At 63.3% G+C, this 15,184-nt stretch carries 14 protein-coding genes and 1 pseudogene; 10 read left to right on the top strand and 5 right to left on the bottom strand.

The features are described 5' to 3' along the window. The 5 genes from WEA77_RS10505 to WEA77_RS10485 form a co-directional block, all read left to right on the top strand. A partial coding sequence (locus WEA77_RS10505; RefSeq protein WP_368067828.1) for a NupC/NupG family nucleoside CNT transporter occupies window positions 1–925 on the top strand: 925 nt, incomplete at its 5' end. Between the two features lie 74 nt (window positions 926–999). Next, window positions 1,000–1,515: a hypothetical protein gene (locus WEA77_RS10500; RefSeq protein WP_368067827.1), complete on the top strand. Its 516-nt coding sequence runs from the start codon at window positions 1,000–1,002 to the stop codon at window positions 1,513–1,515. Between the two features lie 231 nt (window positions 1,516–1,746). Further along, the gene (locus WEA77_RS10495) at window positions 1,747–3,774 is read left to right on the top strand and encodes a TonB-dependent receptor (RefSeq protein WP_368067826.1); all 2,028 of its coding nucleotides are present in this window, start codon (window positions 1,747–1,749) and stop codon (window positions 3,772–3,774) included. 11 nt (window positions 3,775–3,785) lie between these two features. After that, window positions 3,786–4,400 carry a glutathione S-transferase family protein gene (locus tag WEA77_RS10490; protein WP_368067825.1) on the top strand — a complete coding sequence of 205 codons (615 nt, stop codon included), beginning with the start codon at window positions 3,786–3,788 and terminating at the stop codon, window positions 4,398–4,400. A gap of 140 nt (window positions 4,401–4,540) precedes the next feature. Then, window positions 4,541–7,183 (top strand): M1 family aminopeptidase, encoded by a 2,643-nt coding sequence (locus WEA77_RS10485; RefSeq protein ID WP_368067824.1) that lies wholly within the window; start codon window positions 4,541–4,543, stop codon window positions 7,181–7,183. A gap of 97 nt (window positions 7,184–7,280) precedes the next feature. Here WEA77_RS10485 and WEA77_RS10480 read toward each other — a convergent pair whose 3' ends face one another. Both WEA77_RS10480 and WEA77_RS10475 read right to left on the bottom strand, forming a co-directional pair. Then, a complete protein-coding gene (locus WEA77_RS10480; RefSeq protein ID WP_368067823.1) occupies window positions 7,281–8,072 on the bottom strand; it encodes an SDR family NAD(P)-dependent oxidoreductase in 792 nt (263 codons plus the stop codon). Next, window positions 8,069–8,500: a PaaI family thioesterase gene (locus WEA77_RS10475; RefSeq protein ID WP_368067822.1), complete on the bottom strand. Its 432-nt coding sequence runs from the start codon at window positions 8,498–8,500 to the stop codon at window positions 8,069–8,071. The genes WEA77_RS10480 and WEA77_RS10475 overlap by 4 nt, the downstream gene beginning before the upstream one ends. Window positions 8,501–8,613: 113 nt before the next feature. On the opposite strand from WEA77_RS10475, the gene WEA77_RS10470 reads away from it, so the two are divergent. The 4 genes from WEA77_RS10470 to WEA77_RS10455 all read left to right on the top strand — a co-directional run bounded on the left by WEA77_RS10470 (window position 8,614) and on the right by WEA77_RS10455 (window position 11,793). Next, entirely contained in the window at window positions 8,614–9,774 is a 1,161-nt protein-coding gene (locus WEA77_RS10470; RefSeq protein WP_368067821.1) for an acyl-CoA dehydrogenase family protein, read from the top strand. Then, window positions 9,774–11,009, top strand: coding sequence for a serine hydrolase domain-containing protein (locus WEA77_RS10465; protein WP_368067820.1), 1,236 nt, complete (start codon window positions 9,774–9,776; stop codon window positions 11,007–11,009). The genes WEA77_RS10470 and WEA77_RS10465 overlap by 1 nt, the downstream gene beginning before the upstream one ends. Further along, on the top strand, window positions 11,006–11,263 hold the full coding sequence (locus tag WEA77_RS10460) for a DUF3253 domain-containing protein (protein WP_368067819.1): 258 nt from the start codon (window positions 11,006–11,008) through the stop codon (window positions 11,261–11,263). Before WEA77_RS10465 ends, WEA77_RS10460 begins: the two co-directional genes overlap by 4 nt. 161 nt (window positions 11,264–11,424) lie before the next feature. After that, window positions 11,425–11,793 (top strand): TfoX/Sxy family protein, encoded by a 369-nt coding sequence (locus WEA77_RS10455; protein WP_368067818.1) that lies wholly within the window; start codon window positions 11,425–11,427, stop codon window positions 11,791–11,793. On the opposite strand, the gene WEA77_RS10450 is transcribed toward WEA77_RS10455, so the two are convergent. Continuing rightward, window positions 11,794–12,243 carry a DUF3291 domain-containing protein gene (locus WEA77_RS10450; protein ID WP_368067817.1) on the bottom strand — a complete coding sequence of 150 codons (450 nt, stop codon included), beginning with the start codon at window positions 12,241–12,243 and terminating at the stop codon, window positions 11,794–11,796. A gap of 133 nt (window positions 12,244–12,376) precedes the next feature. Beyond that, on the bottom strand, window positions 12,377–13,177 hold the full coding sequence (locus tag WEA77_RS10445; RefSeq protein ID WP_368067816.1) for an enoyl-CoA hydratase/isomerase: 801 nt from the start codon (window positions 13,175–13,177) through the stop codon (window positions 12,377–12,379). Between the two features lie 149 nt (window positions 13,178–13,326). Between WEA77_RS10445 and WEA77_RS10440 the strand changes: the two genes are divergently transcribed. After that, window positions 13,327–14,763 (top strand): coniferyl aldehyde dehydrogenase, encoded by a 1,437-nt coding sequence (locus WEA77_RS10440; RefSeq protein WP_368067815.1) that lies wholly within the window; start codon window positions 13,327–13,329, stop codon window positions 14,761–14,763. A gap of 47 nt (window positions 14,764–14,810) precedes the next feature. On the opposite strand, the pseudogene WEA77_RS10435 reads toward WEA77_RS10440, so the two are convergent. After that, window positions 14,811–15,184: pseudogene (locus WEA77_RS10435) on the bottom strand (hypothetical protein); the annotation flags it as partial.

The raw sequence follows: 15,184 nt of genomic DNA, 5'->3' as shown, positions 1-15,184 counted from the left end.
GGCCATTCTCTGGCACTGGCGCATCCTGCGCTGGATCACGAACGGCTTTGCGGCAGTCTTCCGGCGCACTATGGGTCTTGGCGGCGCCACGTCGCTTGCTGTGTCCGCGAACGTGTTCATGGGCATGACTGAAGCCCCGGTGCTGATCCGCCCCTATATCAAGGGCATGACCCGGTCCGAGCTGCTGATCATGATGACCGCCGGGTTCGCCACCATCGCCGGTTCGGTTCTGATCGTGTACGGAGCGTTCCTTGAAGGCAAGATGGACAACCCGCTGGCCCAGCTGCTCACCGCTTCCATCATGGCCGCGCCTGCGGCTGTTGCCGTCGCCCTCACAATGATTCCGGAGACGACGCCTGCCGACCAGCGCGTGCAGAACCCGGACTTCAACTATGCCTCCACCATGGATGCCTTCTCGACCGGCGCCACGGACGGCCTGAAGATCGTCTTCAATATCGCCACCATGCTGATCGCTGCCCTCGCGCTTCTCTGGCTGGTCAATGCCGGCCTCGGATCTTTCCCGGACGTGCTCGGCGCGCCGCTGTCGATCGAGCGCATCCTCGGCTGGATCTTTGCGCCGCTGATGTACATGGTCGGTGTGCCCTGGGACGAGGCCGCGAAGTCCGGCTCGCTGATGGGCGTGAAAACCGTGCTGACCGAGTTTGTCGCCTTCATCCAGCTCGCCGAGATTCCGGTCGACCAGATGGACCCGCGCACGCGCATCATCACGGCGCACGCGATCTGCGGATTTGCCAACTTCGGCTCCATGGGCATCCTGATCGGCGGCCTGACGATCGTCGAGCCGGACCGGCGCGAAGATTTCCTGTCGCTGGCCTGGCGCACGCTGCTTGCGGGCACGCTGGCAACCTGCCTGTCTGCTGCTGTGGTCGGCGCGCTGCCTTACCAGCTCTTCGCAGGGACTTGACGGTTCCGGTCTTTGCCCGCGCGTGCCCGGACAGGGACGACTGGAAACTTCCGCTTCCTGGTGCTTTCCCGTCGATGGCGGCCACTGTGCCGGTTATCACCATGCAGGCTGTTCTGGCCGGTTTCGCGATCAGCACCTGCGCGCAGGGCCACGAAGCGCCCGGCCGTGTGCGCGCCGTCCTCTTTGCCGCCTTCATTGGCAGGTGGATGGCGAGCCTTGTTCCGGTTGCCGCGCCCGTCTGCGATAGGGTGCCGGAAGGATCAGCCCTCCGCCGGCCGCTGCAGATGGGCTCGCTCGCGCTGCTTGCGGTGCTTCTGCGGATCGCTCCGGATACGTTCTACGGGATCCGCGATGTCCCGGGCGCAAGGTTCGATGGGCGCCCGGCGCTGATGGCCCGCCGCGCCGAAATTGAACGCCGTGCTGAGGCGGGTGAGCAGGACATCGTCGTCACGCCGATTGCTGCCGGCCCCTGGGCCTATCACGGGGATGATGTGGCGGCTGATCCGTCGGACTGGCAGAACGGCTGTATCGCGTCCTATTATATAGTCAGTTCACTGCGGTCTGAGCCGGCGCCGGAACAGCAACATTGACCGGTGCAGTTCGCAATAGACGACCAGTCAGTCAGGCTTACGACCCGTTTGAGTGAAGCCGCGTGGCAGCGGCTGGGAGTTGTCGCCACGTCACTCTGATCGCATCGGGCGGCGCGCCGCGTGCCGTAACAGATACTCTCCGGCATCGCCGGGGTCGCCATCTGCCTCGTCAGCGCCTACAACCTGTGGCGGGCGCGCGGTTGATTTGCGCCGCTTTAAGGGAGTGTGCGCGTGGCGTTTCGCAAGGGATTGATTGCATGTGCTGTTGCAGGCCTGGCGCCTGGCGGACTGGCTCAGACCGAGCCGGCCGAAGCCGTTCAGGCAGCAGACCTCCGCCTGCTGCCCATTGAGATATGGGGCGACCGAAAGGACCGCGATCCCGGCGCGCAATCGGTCATCGAGGCCGGCCTGATCGCCGACACCGCCGCCGACCGTCCTGCCGAAATCCTGAACCAGGCGCCAGGCGTGAATATCCAGATGAATTCAGGGCAAGAGCATCTGATCGCCATTCGCTCGCCCGTGCTCAGCGGCGGGGCCGGGCAGGGAAGTTTTCTCATTCTCGAGAACGGCGTGCCGACCCGCTCGCCCGCGTTCGGCAACGTCAACAGTCTGATCGAGCCGCATCTGGAAATCGCCGATGCCATCGAAGTGATTCGCGGGCCGGGCAGTGCGAAGTATGGTTCGAACGCCATACACGGACTGATCAATATCATGCTGCCGGACGCGGACGGTGACCAGTCGTTGCGCGCAAGCTATGGCTCGCTGGGCCGCTGGCGCGGTGACGCCTCGATCAACCTGGGGAGCGACACCCGCCTCAATCTCTCACTGATGGACGATACGGGCTGGCGTGATGCAACCGGCGGCCAGCAGCAGAAACTTTCCCTGCTCACGCGCCAGTCCTTCGGCGCATGGGACGCCGCCGCATGGCTCTCGGCTTCGAGCCTCAATCAGGAAACCGCGAGCTTCATCCAGGGCCCCCGCGCCTATGAGGATAGCGACCTCGTCAAGACCAATCCCAACCCCGAAGCCTTCCGCGACGCCTGGTCGGCCCGCGCGGGCCTTCGCCTCGAACGCAATCTCGGCCCCGGCCGCCTGATCCTGACGCCCAATCTGCACAGTCAGGGCATGGTCTTCTCGCAGCACTTCCTTCCTTATGGCGGCGTCGAGAAGAACGCACACACCGGCGGCGGCCTGATGGCGCGCTATGACCTTGACCCCGTTGGCCGCTTCACCTGGCGCTTCGGCGCCGACACGGATTTCGCCACCGGATACCTGAAGGAAATCCAGCCCAATCCGAACCCGAGCCGCAACTTCCCGCAAGGCGTCCACTACAACTACACCGTCGAAACGCAGGTCTTCGCCCTCTGGACCGAAGCAGATGTAACGCTCACGGACAATCTGCGGTTGCTCGCTGGCCTCCGCAGCGAGGTTCACGACTACGCCTATGACACTCGCGCGCCTGCCGGCATCAATGGCCGCTTTAACGTGCCCGCCGACCGTTCGGATGACTTCAATTTCGTCACACCGAAGGTCGGCCTCGTCTGGGATCAGCGCTGGTACAGTCTCTATGCGAACTATGCGCGCGGTGCCCGCGCCCCGCAGGTTTCCGACCTCTACCGCTTGCAGAACAGGCAGGTCGCCGGCGAGATCAAGGCCGAAACGCTGGACAGTATAGAGCTCGGGGTGCGCGGTGACGCGCTGTTCGGCCATCTCGATTTCGACATCGCGGCGTACTGGATGGAGAAGGAAAAATTCTTTTTCCGGGATTCTGATGGCCTCAATGTCGTGGACGGATCAACCCGCCACAAGGGGATAGAAGCTGCTGCCACGCTGCGTATCGATGATGGCCTGAGCCTTAGCGGAAACATCGCCTGGAGTGATCAGGAGTACACCTTTGATCGCCCGGTTGTCGCCGCGCAGGAGCGGATCGTCTCAGGCAATGCCATCGACACCGCGCCCGAATGGCTGGCCGATGCGCGGCTCGACTGGCAGGCGCTGGACGCTCTGAAGCTTTCCCTGACCATTGAGCATGTCGGCGAATACTTCACCGATCCCGCCAACACGGTCACCTATCCCGGCCACACGGTGCTGGGCGCCCGCGCCGGCTGGAACCTGACCGACACGCTCGAAGCCTCTGTGATCCTCCGTAACCTGACGGATGAAGCCTATGCCGACCGCGCCGATGTTGGGTTTGGCAACGAACGTTATTTCCCCGCAGAGCCGCTGAACGCGACCTTCGGCATCACCAAGAAATTCTGAGGAAGCACAGCATGAAACTCTATCACAGCCCGATGGCGCCGAACCCCGACCGCGTCATCTACTTCCTGCGTGCCAAGGGCAAGCTGGACGCCGTGGAGCTGGAGGAAGTTTCCATCATGAAGCAGGAGCACAAGCAGCCGGGCTACCGCGAAGTCTCACCCTATGCGCAGGTGCCCGCGCTGGTCCTCGACGACGCCACCAACATCACCGAGAGCCGCGCCATCTGCACCTATTTCGAGGGCATCTTTCCTGAGCCGAACTTGATGGGCCGCGACCCGAAGGAAAAGGCACTGATCGAAATGTGGGACCGGCGGGTTGAGTTGATGTTCTTCATCCAGTTTGCTGGCTGGTTCCGAAACGCGCACCCGGCCATGGCGCCCCTTGAAGTGCCGCAGGTTCCGGAAACTGCGGCCAAGAGCGAAAAGGCTGCAAAGAAGATGGTCGAGCGCCTTAACGAGCATCTCGCGGACAACGAGTTCGTCGCGGCAGACCGTTTCTCGATTGCGGACATAACCCTATACATTAGTTGCGGATTTTGCCGGGTGATGAAATGGACGCCGCACAAGGAGCTGCCCAACCTCGGCCGCTGGCACGACGCCATGACGGCGCGCGGTTTCGCGGGCTAGGGTATATACACTCCGTCTGCGGATCAAAACGGGCAGGTGGCCAGTGCCTGTCCCAGCCTGATACAGCCTCAAAGGCAGGGCTTCCATATCGCCGCCAATGCGGTATTCAGCTGTCAACTTCAGGCAGCGGGAGAGCCCAGATGCGTTGGATCGGTGTAGCAGCGGCCCTCGGCCTCGTCCTGTCCGCCTGCGCGCAGCGTTCGGCCTGGACGCTGCCTGTCCAGCCCGCCAGCCCCGCCGAGCTCCTGCGCGCTGCTCCCACCGGCCGCCTGCCGGGCATCGCCCGCCCGGTCACTTATCGCGCTTCGCTGGACCTTGATCCGCGCGAGGCGCACTTTGATGGCACTGTCGAAATAGACATCCGGATCGAGGCAGCCGCCACAGGTCTCTGGCTGCACGGTGACGATCTCGAAGTCAGTTCCGTCACGGCCACCGCGGGCGGCGAAACGGTCGAGGCGACCTGGACCGAAGTGCTGGAAACCGGCGTTGTCTGGGTCGGTTTTCCCAGGCGTCTCAATGCGCGCAAGCTAACGCTCACCATCGATTATTCGGCCCCGTTCAACGCAAACCTCGCAGGCCTGTTCAAAGTCGAGTCGCAGGGCAAGTTTTACGCGCTTGCCAAGTCCGAAAGCATCGAGGCTCGCCGCTTCCTGCCGGGTTTTGACGAGCCCCGCTTCAAGGCCGTGTTCGACATGTCGATCACCGTTCCGGAAGGTATGCACGCGGTCGCCAATACGCCGGAAATCTCGCGCACGCGCGCCCGAGAAGGTTTCGAGACCATCCACTTCGCGCCAACCCGTCCGCTCTCGACCTATCTGCTCTCGGCCGCTGTCGGCGACTTCGACCGCATTGCGCGCGCGCCACTGCCCGTCAACGGGATCCGCGACTTCGAAGTCCCGCTCACCGGATACACACGCGCCGGCAAGGCAGGCGAACTCGCCTTCGCGCTCGACCTTACGCCGGACATGATGCGCCGCTTCGAAGAGATGCTGCAGCAGCCCTATCCCTACCAGAAGCTCGACATCGTCGCAGCGCCGCAATGGCCCTCCGGCGCCACTGAGCTTGCCGGGGCGATCACTTACCGCGAAGCCCGCGTCCTGGTTGGCCCGAATGCCGGTCCATCGCTCATCCGCGCTGTGAAGGAAATCCATGCCCACGAGATCGCCCATATGTGGTTCGGCAATCTCGTCACGCCGCCCTGGTGGAATGATCTCTGGCTGAAGGAAGGCTTCGCGGTCTGGAGCGAAACGGCGATCCTTTCGCAGATGGAGCCTGACGGCAACCATGAGGTTGCCGCAGTCGCGGACGGCCTGCGCGCCATGGCGCTCGACAGCCTCTCCAGCGCGCGCGTGGTGGCTGGTCCCATTGGCCGCAACGAGGACATCCGCAACGCCTATGATGCGCTGACCTATTCCAAGGGCCAGTCGGTGATCCGCATGGTCGACCATTATTTCACGCCGGAGCGATTCCGCCCGGCGCTCGGCCGCTACATCGCGCGCTTTGCGGACGGCGACGCCAGCAGCGCGGACTTTTATTCCGCCATCGCGGATGCCACCGGCGAGCCTGTCATCGGAAAAGTGTTCCGGGACTTTGTCACCCAGCAAGGCGTCCCCCTGGTCGAGGCTGAAATCTCCTGTGGCGCAGGCGCCCCGAAACTGACCCTCAGCCAGAGCCGCTACCGACCGCTTGGCTCGCAGATCACCGGTGGCGCCAGCTGGACCATCCCGGTCTGCGTCGCCTGGCAGGACGGCGCCAATCGCGGCAAGACCTGCACGTTGCTGGCATCGGACTGGTCGGTCACGCAACTGCGCGGCGCCATGTGCCCGTCGGCGATTGTTCCGAATGCGGACGGTGCAGGCTACTACCGCTTCGGCCTTAAGCCCGATGCCTGGCGCGCGCTCGGCGAAGCGCTGCCCGGGCTGCCTGCCACCGAAGCGCTTGTCAGCCTCGACAGCGCCGAAGCCGCTTTCACTGGCGGCACGCTTCCCGGCGAAACCTATCGCAGCGTGCTGCTTCCGGCGCTCGCGCACCCGGACTCTACGGTCCTCGTGCAAGGCCTTCGGGCCGCCGAAACGCTCCTGGCCAAGGTCAGCGAGGCCGCTGCGAGCGAGCTGCGCTCGCAGGTATCCGCCGCGCTGGCGGCGCGCGCCGCGACGGTCAGCAATCCGGAGGCCATGGACCGTATCCTGGCCTTCCGTGCACTGACCCTGGAAGAGCCCGCCGCGCGCGCCGAACTGAACCGGCGTCTTGCGCCCTTGCTCGCAGGCACCGGCGGCCTCTCGAGCGATCTATATGTTCCGGCCCTGCGCGTCGTGTTCGCCGAGGGCGGCGCGGCAGCCTTTGACGAAATCCTCGCGGCACGTGCGCGGATGGATGATGCTGTCTTCACGCAGGCCATGGCTGACACCATCGGCTCGGTCACGGAGCCCGAACTTGCCCGCCGCGCCGAGGCGCTGATGTTCGAAGGCACCTTCGGAGGCGCCGCCAGCCATTCCATTGCAGCCAGCCTGATGGGAAATCCTCAGCACCGGGAGCAAACCTGGGCGCGGCTCACGGCTGATTTTCCGGCTTTCCTCAGCGCCATTCCGGCCCAGGCGCGCCGGGCCACGCCGCGTCTCGCGCGCGCGTTCTGCGACGCGGGCCGCATTCCGGAACTGGACGCGCTGTTTGCCGTCAATGCGGCCGGCGTTCCCGGTCACGAACAGGCACTCGCGGAAACCCGCGAATACCTGACGCTCTGTTCTGTCCAGTCTGAGGCGGCGCTCACCGCTTTCGGTCCATAGGGCAAAATCTGCTGAAGGGGCTACCGGGTGAGCGCTAGAATTTGCGACAAATCAGAAAACCTGGAGCAAGCGATCTGATTCCATCGGATCTCCTGCTTTAGGCGTTCTTGATGTTCATGCCGCCATCCACCGGGATGTGCACGCCGTTGAGGAAGCTTGCCGCCGGCAGTACCAGCGACAGCGTCATGTTGGCGACCTCTTCGGGGATGCCATACCGTCGCAGCGGAACGCGGCGCTTGGCATAGATTTCCTTGTGCTCGTCAGGAATGCCGGCGGTGATGCCGGTTGTGATCGGTCCCGGGCAGATGCAGTTCACCGTAATGCCTTCGCGGCCTAGGTCTACGGCAAGCCCGCGCGTCAGGCCGATCACGCCATGTTTCGCGGCCACGTAGGGCGAGTTGCCGGGCGTCGCGCCAAGGCCTTCGGTCGAAGCGATGTTGACGATCCGTCCCCAGCCATTCCTGCGCATATAGGGTAGCGCCGCGCGGATGGCGCGCTGGTGCGAAGTCAGCATCACGTTGATGCTCGGCCCCCAGCTATCCTCGTAGGCTTCTTCGCCGACCTGCGCCGGAATGGCGAAGCCCGCATTGTTCACCAGGATATCCATTCCGCCGAAATGCTGCGCTGCCTCGTCTACCACGCGTTTGATTGCCGCTCCGTCACCCACATCCAGCGCCCAGCCCTTCACATGCTTGATGCCAGCGGCCTTGATCTCCTCGACAACAATATCGACGTTCTCCTGCTTCAGGTCCGTCACGGCGACATTGGCGCCTTCGCGCGCGAACAGGTGCGCTGTGGCGCGCCCCATGCCGCTGGCCGCGCCGGTGATCAGCGCAGTCTTGCCTTTGATGGAGCGGGAAAGCTCCTGATAGGGTGGTTGCGGTCTCATGCGGGTTTCCTCAGTTTCTTGATTGTGCCGGAAAAATTCAGAACGGGGCGGCCGTCCTCGCCGTGGACGATGCCGCGAACAAAGCTCAGCGATCCGCCCTTGCGCAGCGTGTCGCCGCGCGCCGTCAGCAGTTCGCCCTCCACCGCCCCGTCGATGAATTCGGCCGTGAAGGCTACAGTCACCCCATAGCCGCCCTCCATGGCCTCATGGCCGAGGGCGAACAGGGCAAAATCGGCAAAGGTCATGAGGCACCCGCCGTGCACCACACCTCCGGCGTTCATGTGCTTGCGCGCTGCGCGGAAGGCCGCCACGGGGCCCTTTTCGTCTACCCTGAAATAGAACGGGCCGGCCGTCTCATGCTCGAACGGCTCCTCTTTCCAGGTCGTCCAACCTGCGAATTCGCCTGCTGTTTCGACGGTCGTTGCCATCCCGTTCCCTCTTATGCTTCGCTGCGGCAACCATACCCCTACGGCCCCCTTCGACAAGCGTGCCGTTGCGGCATAAAGTGGGACGGAAAAACAAACCCCGGGAGACGAAACCCATGGCCTTTGACGCCGAAACCCGCGCCGCCCTGATCGAACAGGTCCGCCGCTTCGTGACCGAGACCTGCGTGCCGGTCGAGGCTCAGGTCGGCGAGGAGGACGCCGTCCCCCAGCACGTCATCGACGAAATGAAAGCCCTCGGCCTGTTCGGCATTGCGGTGCCAGAGGAATATGGCGGGCTGGACCTCGACATGGAAACCGAATGCCTCGTCGCGTTCGAGCTGGGCAAAACCTCGCCCGCGTTTCGTTCCGTGGCCGGCACCAATATCGGCATTGGCAGCCAGGCGCTGATCCTCTTCGGCACTGAGGAACAGAAATCAAAATGGCTGCCCGGCATCGCCTCCGGCGACCTGATCGCGAGCTTCGCGCTGACCGAGCCTGAAGCCGGCTCCGACGCGGCAGGCCTTAAGACCAAAGCGACCCGCGACGGCGACCACTACATCCTCAACGGCACCAAACGCTACATCACCAATGCAAACAAGGCAGACCTGTTTACCGTCATGGCACGGACGAACCCGGACGAGCCGGGCGCCAGGGGTGTCTCCGCCTTCATCGTCGAGCGCGGCACGCCGGGTCTCTCGGTCGGCAAGCCTGAAAAGAAAATGGGCCAGCAGGGTGCGCATATCTGCGACGTTATTTTTGAAAACGCCCGCGTTCCTGCGGCCAACATGATCGCTAAGGAAGGCGAAGGCTTCAAGGTCGCCATGAGCGTGCTCGACAAGGGCCGCTTGCATATTTCGGCCGTTGCCACCGGCGTCTCCAAACGCCTGATCCGCGAGATGGTCAACTATTCGCTGGAGCGCAAACAATTCGGAAAACCAATCTTCGAGCACCAGATGCTTCAGGCCCTGATCGCCGACAGCCAGGCTGAAACCTATGCCGCCGAATGCATGATCCTGGACGCCGCCCGCCGGCGCGACGCCGGTGAAGACGTCACGATGCTTGCCTCCTGCACCAAGCTCTTCGCCACCGAGGCCTGCGGCCGCGTCGCCGACCGCGCCGTGCAGATTTTCGGCGGCGCAGGCTACGTCACCGATTACGGCATCGAGCGCTTCTACCGCGACGTCCGCATCTTCCGCCTCTATGAAGGCACCAGCCAGATACAGCAGATCATCATCGCCCGCGAACTCGCCCGGGCCGCCAAAGCAGGAAACCTCTGATGTTCGACCACGACCCCACTGACCCGCACGAAGTCGGCCTGAACGCCGACCGCCTCGACGCGATGCCGGCCTATTTCAAGGAAAACTATATCGATACCGGCAAGCTGCCATGCATGGCGCTTCTTGTCTCGCGCGGCGGCGAGATTGCGCATGAGAGCTATACCGGCGCCACTGAGATGGGCGGCAAGGAAGTGATCAGTGCCGAGACGATCTTCCGCATCTACTCGATGACGAAGCCGATCACGACGCTCGCCATCATGATGCTGCTGGAAGAGTGCAAGATCCGGCTCGATCATCCGGTCAGCCGCTACATCCCGGAATACAAGAATGCCATGGTCTGGGACGGTGGAACAGCGGCCGCGCCAAAGCTGCGTAAGCCGGACCGCGAGATGCTGGTGCTTGATCTCGTCACGCACACGTCCGGCCTCACTTACGGCTTCCTCTTCCAGGATGAGACCGACGAGATCTACCGCATCAACAAGGTCGGCCATCCGAAGGATACGTTGCAGGACATGGCCCGCCAGATCGGCCAGCTGCCGCTCGCCTTCTCTCCGGGTACGGAATGGCGCTACAGCCACTCCATCGATACGCTCGGCGCTATCGTGGAAATCATCTCCGGCCAGCCGCTGGACGAATTCTTCCGTGAACGCATCTTCGGCCCGCTCGGCATGGATGATACCGATTTCTGGGTCCCGCCGGAGAAAATCCACCGCCTGATGGCCTGCTACCAGAAAGACGCCAAGACCGGCGAGACCACGCTCGCCGATCCGGGCGGCGCCGCCTCGAAACTGTATTCGAGGCGCCCGAACCTGCTGAACGCCGGCGGCGGCCTCGCCTCCACCGTGCGTGATTACCACCGCTTCGCCTTGATGCTGCTGCGCGGCGGCACGCTGGACGGCGCGCGGATCATCAGCCCCAAGACCTGGGAATTCATGCGCCAGAACCACCTGCCTGATGACCAGACCATGCGCGGCATGGGCCGCTCGGCCTTCACCGAAGTCATGGCGGACGGTGTAGGCTTCGGCCTCGGCGGCTCGGTCGTGCAGGACATCGTGCAGACTCGCCAGCCCGGCAGCGATGGCACCTTCAGCTGGGGCGGCCTCGCCTCGACCTTCTTCTGGATCGACCCCGAAGAAGAACTGATCGCCATCCAGGCCACGCAGCTGATGCCGTCCTCCACCTATCCGATGCGCATGCAGTTCCAGCAGCTCGTCTATTCGGCCATCGACTGGTGAGCGAGCCGCCGAAAAATCCTGTTCGCGATGCGATCCTCGGTCTGACGTCTGCTAAAGGCGCCGGCAAGACCATTACCCCGGAAGACGCCGCCAAGACGGTCAGTGCGGAAAACTTCGTGCGTGTACTGAAGGATGTGCGCGCCGAAGCCATCCGCCTGCACAAGGCAGGCACGATCGTGATCTACCGGAAAGGCAAGCCGGTTGAGAATCCCGATACGTTCAAAGGGGTGTATCGTCTGGGGTTGCCAGCCTGATGGCCCTCCGGCTTGACCAGCGGTCGTTTGTCGTCATCCCGGGATTTGCGTCAGCATATGCCCGGTAATCCAATCCCTTGAAACGGGCACCGTAAGCAGTCTGGACCGGAAAAATCCTGCGGATTATCCAGGATTACGACACGAGAGGGTTTTGAACACATATGCCCAAGACCCCCGACCCTTTCCATGATTTTGTCGCCGAACTCTTCGCCCCGATGGGCACTGTCAGCATACGCCGCATGTTCGGCGGCGCGGGCGTGTTCCGGGACGGCCTGATGTTCGCGCTGCTTGGAGACGACACGGTCTATCTGAAAACCGACGCGAGGCTGCGTGTTGACCTCGAAGCCGAAGGCAGCGCGCCCTTCCTCTGGACGAAACCCAGCACCGGCGAAGTAATCGACATGGGCTATGTCAGCCTGCCATCCTCCGCGATGGACGATCCGGATGAAGCGAGCCAATGGGCGCGGCGCGCGCTCTCTGTGGCAAAGGCAAAGGCGGCGGCAAAGCCGGTCACGAAACGAAAGGGGTAATCAGGCAACCGCCGGCCGCTTGACCGGTTGGTCGAGCGAGAACGCGTCTTGCGCCGAGCCATGCTTGCGCAGGTGCTGCAGGCGCTGCCAGCCATCTTCCAGCGCGAAGCGCTCGCCTTTCGCCGCCCACCACATTACGAAGCCGGGCCCGTCGCTGCGGTCGATTTCGTTGGCCAGCCGCCGCATGCCGGGCGGGTGGGTGCGGCCCGAATGGCTGAAGGCTTTCAGGTCTTCCAGCGAACGCCAGACGGCGAGCGTGGAAATCTCCGGCGCACGCCACTCCGGAGGGTATGGAAACGCATTCGTAAATCCGCGCCAGCTGCCATCCGGGCAGCGCAGTCCATGATCGTGATGCAGCAGGCCTTCGAACGCGTCGCCATCCTTAAAGATGCGCGGCAGCAATGCGACAAAAACCTGAACGAATTCATTGCTGAAGTCGAACTTGCCCATTGGGCGAGCACAATTGAAATGCATGAGCCTGTAGTCCATTGCGCCCAACCCGGTTTTGCGTCCGGGTTGAAGTTAGCGCGAAATGGGTTTCGTAATCTTTAAGGGAAACAATATTGGGTCCTGCTATCTTGGATTACTTGCCCGTGAACACAGCCTGGCGCTTCTGGAGGAAGGCCGAGACGCCTTCACGGAAGTCTTCCGTGCGACCGGCAACGCGCTGGGCGACCCGCTCATTATGCAGCGCGGCGCCGAAATCATCGTCGCATGCTTCCCAGATGCACTGACGCGCCAGCGACAGCGCCACCGTCGGGCCACTCGCCAGTTTCTGGGCAAATTCCTTCGCCGTTTCCATCAGCTTGGCATCCTCGACCACCCGGTTCACGAGGCCCCATTGCAGCGCCGTTTCGGCGGGGAGTTTTTCACCCAGAAGTGCCATTTCCATGGCCCGCACCCGGCCGATGGTCTTGGCGAGCAGGTAGCTCGAGCCGCCATCCGGCACGAGGCCGATGCGGCGGAAGGCCTGCAGGAAGTAGGCGCTCTTGCCGGCGATCACGAGGTCGCCCATCAGGCCGATCGCGCAGCCGACGCCGGCTGCCGCGCCGTTCACGGCGGTGATCACCGGATGCGGATGTTCGCGGATGGCTGTGACGAGCGGATTGTAGAAGGCGTCGAGGGCCTTGCCGGCATCCGGCGGCGAATCAGGGTGGGTAATGGCGGGGCCGGAACCCATGCCGCCCAGGTTTGCGCCGGAGCAGAAGCCCCGGCCCTTGCCGGTCAGGATCGTACAACGCGCTTCCTTTGCGGCAACCTCGAAAGCATGGAGAAGTTCGATAGCCGTATCGACGCCGCAAGCGTTCAGCGTCTTGTCGTCATCGAATGCGATGATCGCGATATCGCCGTCGCGCTCGTAGGAAATCTTCTCGTATTTGGTCATCGCTGACGCTCCCTTGTGCCGGTTCGAGGGCGAATTAAGCCGATTGCCCGGCCCGGGAAAAGCCTCACGCCGGGTCAGGTTCCGGCCCCCATGGCGCAAATGCTGAACGCACGCTACACTATTCACAAGCTTAACTTCGGAGAATTCCAATGGCCCTCGACGCGATCCAAGGCACCGGCATGCGCACGCTGCTCGACCGGCAGAAAGCTGCCCACCTGCGCGACGGCGCGCCCTCGCTCGCGCGGCGTATCGAATGGCTCGACAAGTCGATCGACCTCCTTGTCACGCACGGCGACGATCTCAACGACGCGATGGCAAAAGATTTTGGCCACCGCTCGAAGGACCAGTCAAACCTCACCGACATCGCCGGCTCCATCGGCGCGCTGAAGCATGCGAAGAAGCACGTCGCCAAATGGATGCAGCCGGAAAAGCGGAAAGTGGAGTTCCCGCTCGGCCTGCTCGGCTCGAAGGCTGAGCTCCAGTACCAGCCGAAAGGCGTCATCGGCGTCATCAGCCCCTGGAACTTCCCGGTGAACCTCACCTTCACGCCGCTCGCAGGCGTCTTCGCCGCCGGCAACCGCTGCATGATCAAGCCCTCGGAATTCACCGAGGCAACGTCCGAGCTGATGAAAGAGCTGTTCGCGAAATACTACACTCCCGAAGAAGTCGTGGTCGTCACCGGCGGCCCGGATATCGGCGCCGAGTTCACCAAGCTCCCGTTCGACCATATCCTCTTCACGGGCGCGACCTCGGTCGCCCACCATGTCATGCGCGCGGCGGCCGACAATCTCGTGCCGCTGACACTGGAGCTGGGCGGCAAGTCGCCGGTCATCCTCGGCCGCTCCGCCGACATGCAGAAGGCCGCCAGCCGCATCATGGCCGGCAAGACGCTGAACGCCGGCCAGATCTGCCTCGCGCCCGACTATGCCTTCGTGCCAAAGGACAAGACACAGGAATTTGTCGGCGCCGCCACCCGCGCCATTGAGACGATGTATCCCACCGGCCTCAAGGACAATGACGACTATACCTCGGTCGTGAACCAGCGCCACTTCGACCGGATCCAGGGCTATATCGAAGACGCGCGCACCAAGGGCGCCGAAGTCGTCACGCTCAATCCGAAGTCCGAAAACTTCGCCCAGCAGCCCCACCACAAGATCCCGCCGACCCTGATCATCGACCCTACCGACGACATGAAAGTGATGCAGGACGAAATCTTCGGCCCCATCCTCCCGGTCAAGACGTACAACGACGCGAAAGACGCCGTCGCCTATATCAACGCCCATCCGCGCCCGCTCGGCCTCTATTACTTCGGCGAGGACGCTGCCGAAAAGGACCTCGTACTGAACAACACGACCTCTGGCGGCGTCACCGTCAATGATGTGATCTTCCATGTCGCGCAGGAAGACCTGCCCTTCGGCGGCGTCGGCCCGTCCGGCATGGGCGCCTATCATGGCCGCGACGGCTTCCTCGAGTTCAGCCACAAGAAGGCAATCTACACCCAGACCAACAACGAGATCCTCGCCATGATGCGCCCGCCCTACGGCGACAAGTTCCGCGGGCAGGTAAAGCGCCGTATGAAGAAGTAATCCGGGTCAGGATCAAATGAGGGGCCCCTCCCCCGGGGGGAGGCCCCTCATTTTTGATCAGCCCACGGAAGGGGGCTCCCATAGCTCGACCGGTTTGCCCTCCCATCATACATGCGTGCAAACCGCCCGGCCTCCGGCGTGTCCCGGTCAGCGCGGGTCCCGGTGGCTATGACAGCATCGCGCAGGGAGGCGAGCAGGGCGTCCAACCCGCTCACCCGGCAGTTCAGCATGAACGCCTTCTCCGCTGGCCAGTAATCCGTTGCCGCCTTGAACGGCGCGAACACCGCGCCGGCCTGCCGCAGCATCGACCCCGCCGCCTCGAACGAATGGAACCTTAGCCCGCTCATCAAACCGAGATCGCGGTCCGCATGATGCAACCGGTGCATCCACAACAGCAGCGGCGCCTTGTTCATTGCCAGGT

Source organism: Hyphomonas sp. (genome assembly GCF_040882205.1).
GTDB lineage: Bacteria > Pseudomonadota > Alphaproteobacteria > Caulobacterales > Hyphomonadaceae > Hyphomonas.
The sequence above is the reverse complement of the archived record's forward strand: the minus strand, read 5'-3'. Positions and strand labels throughout refer to the sequence as shown.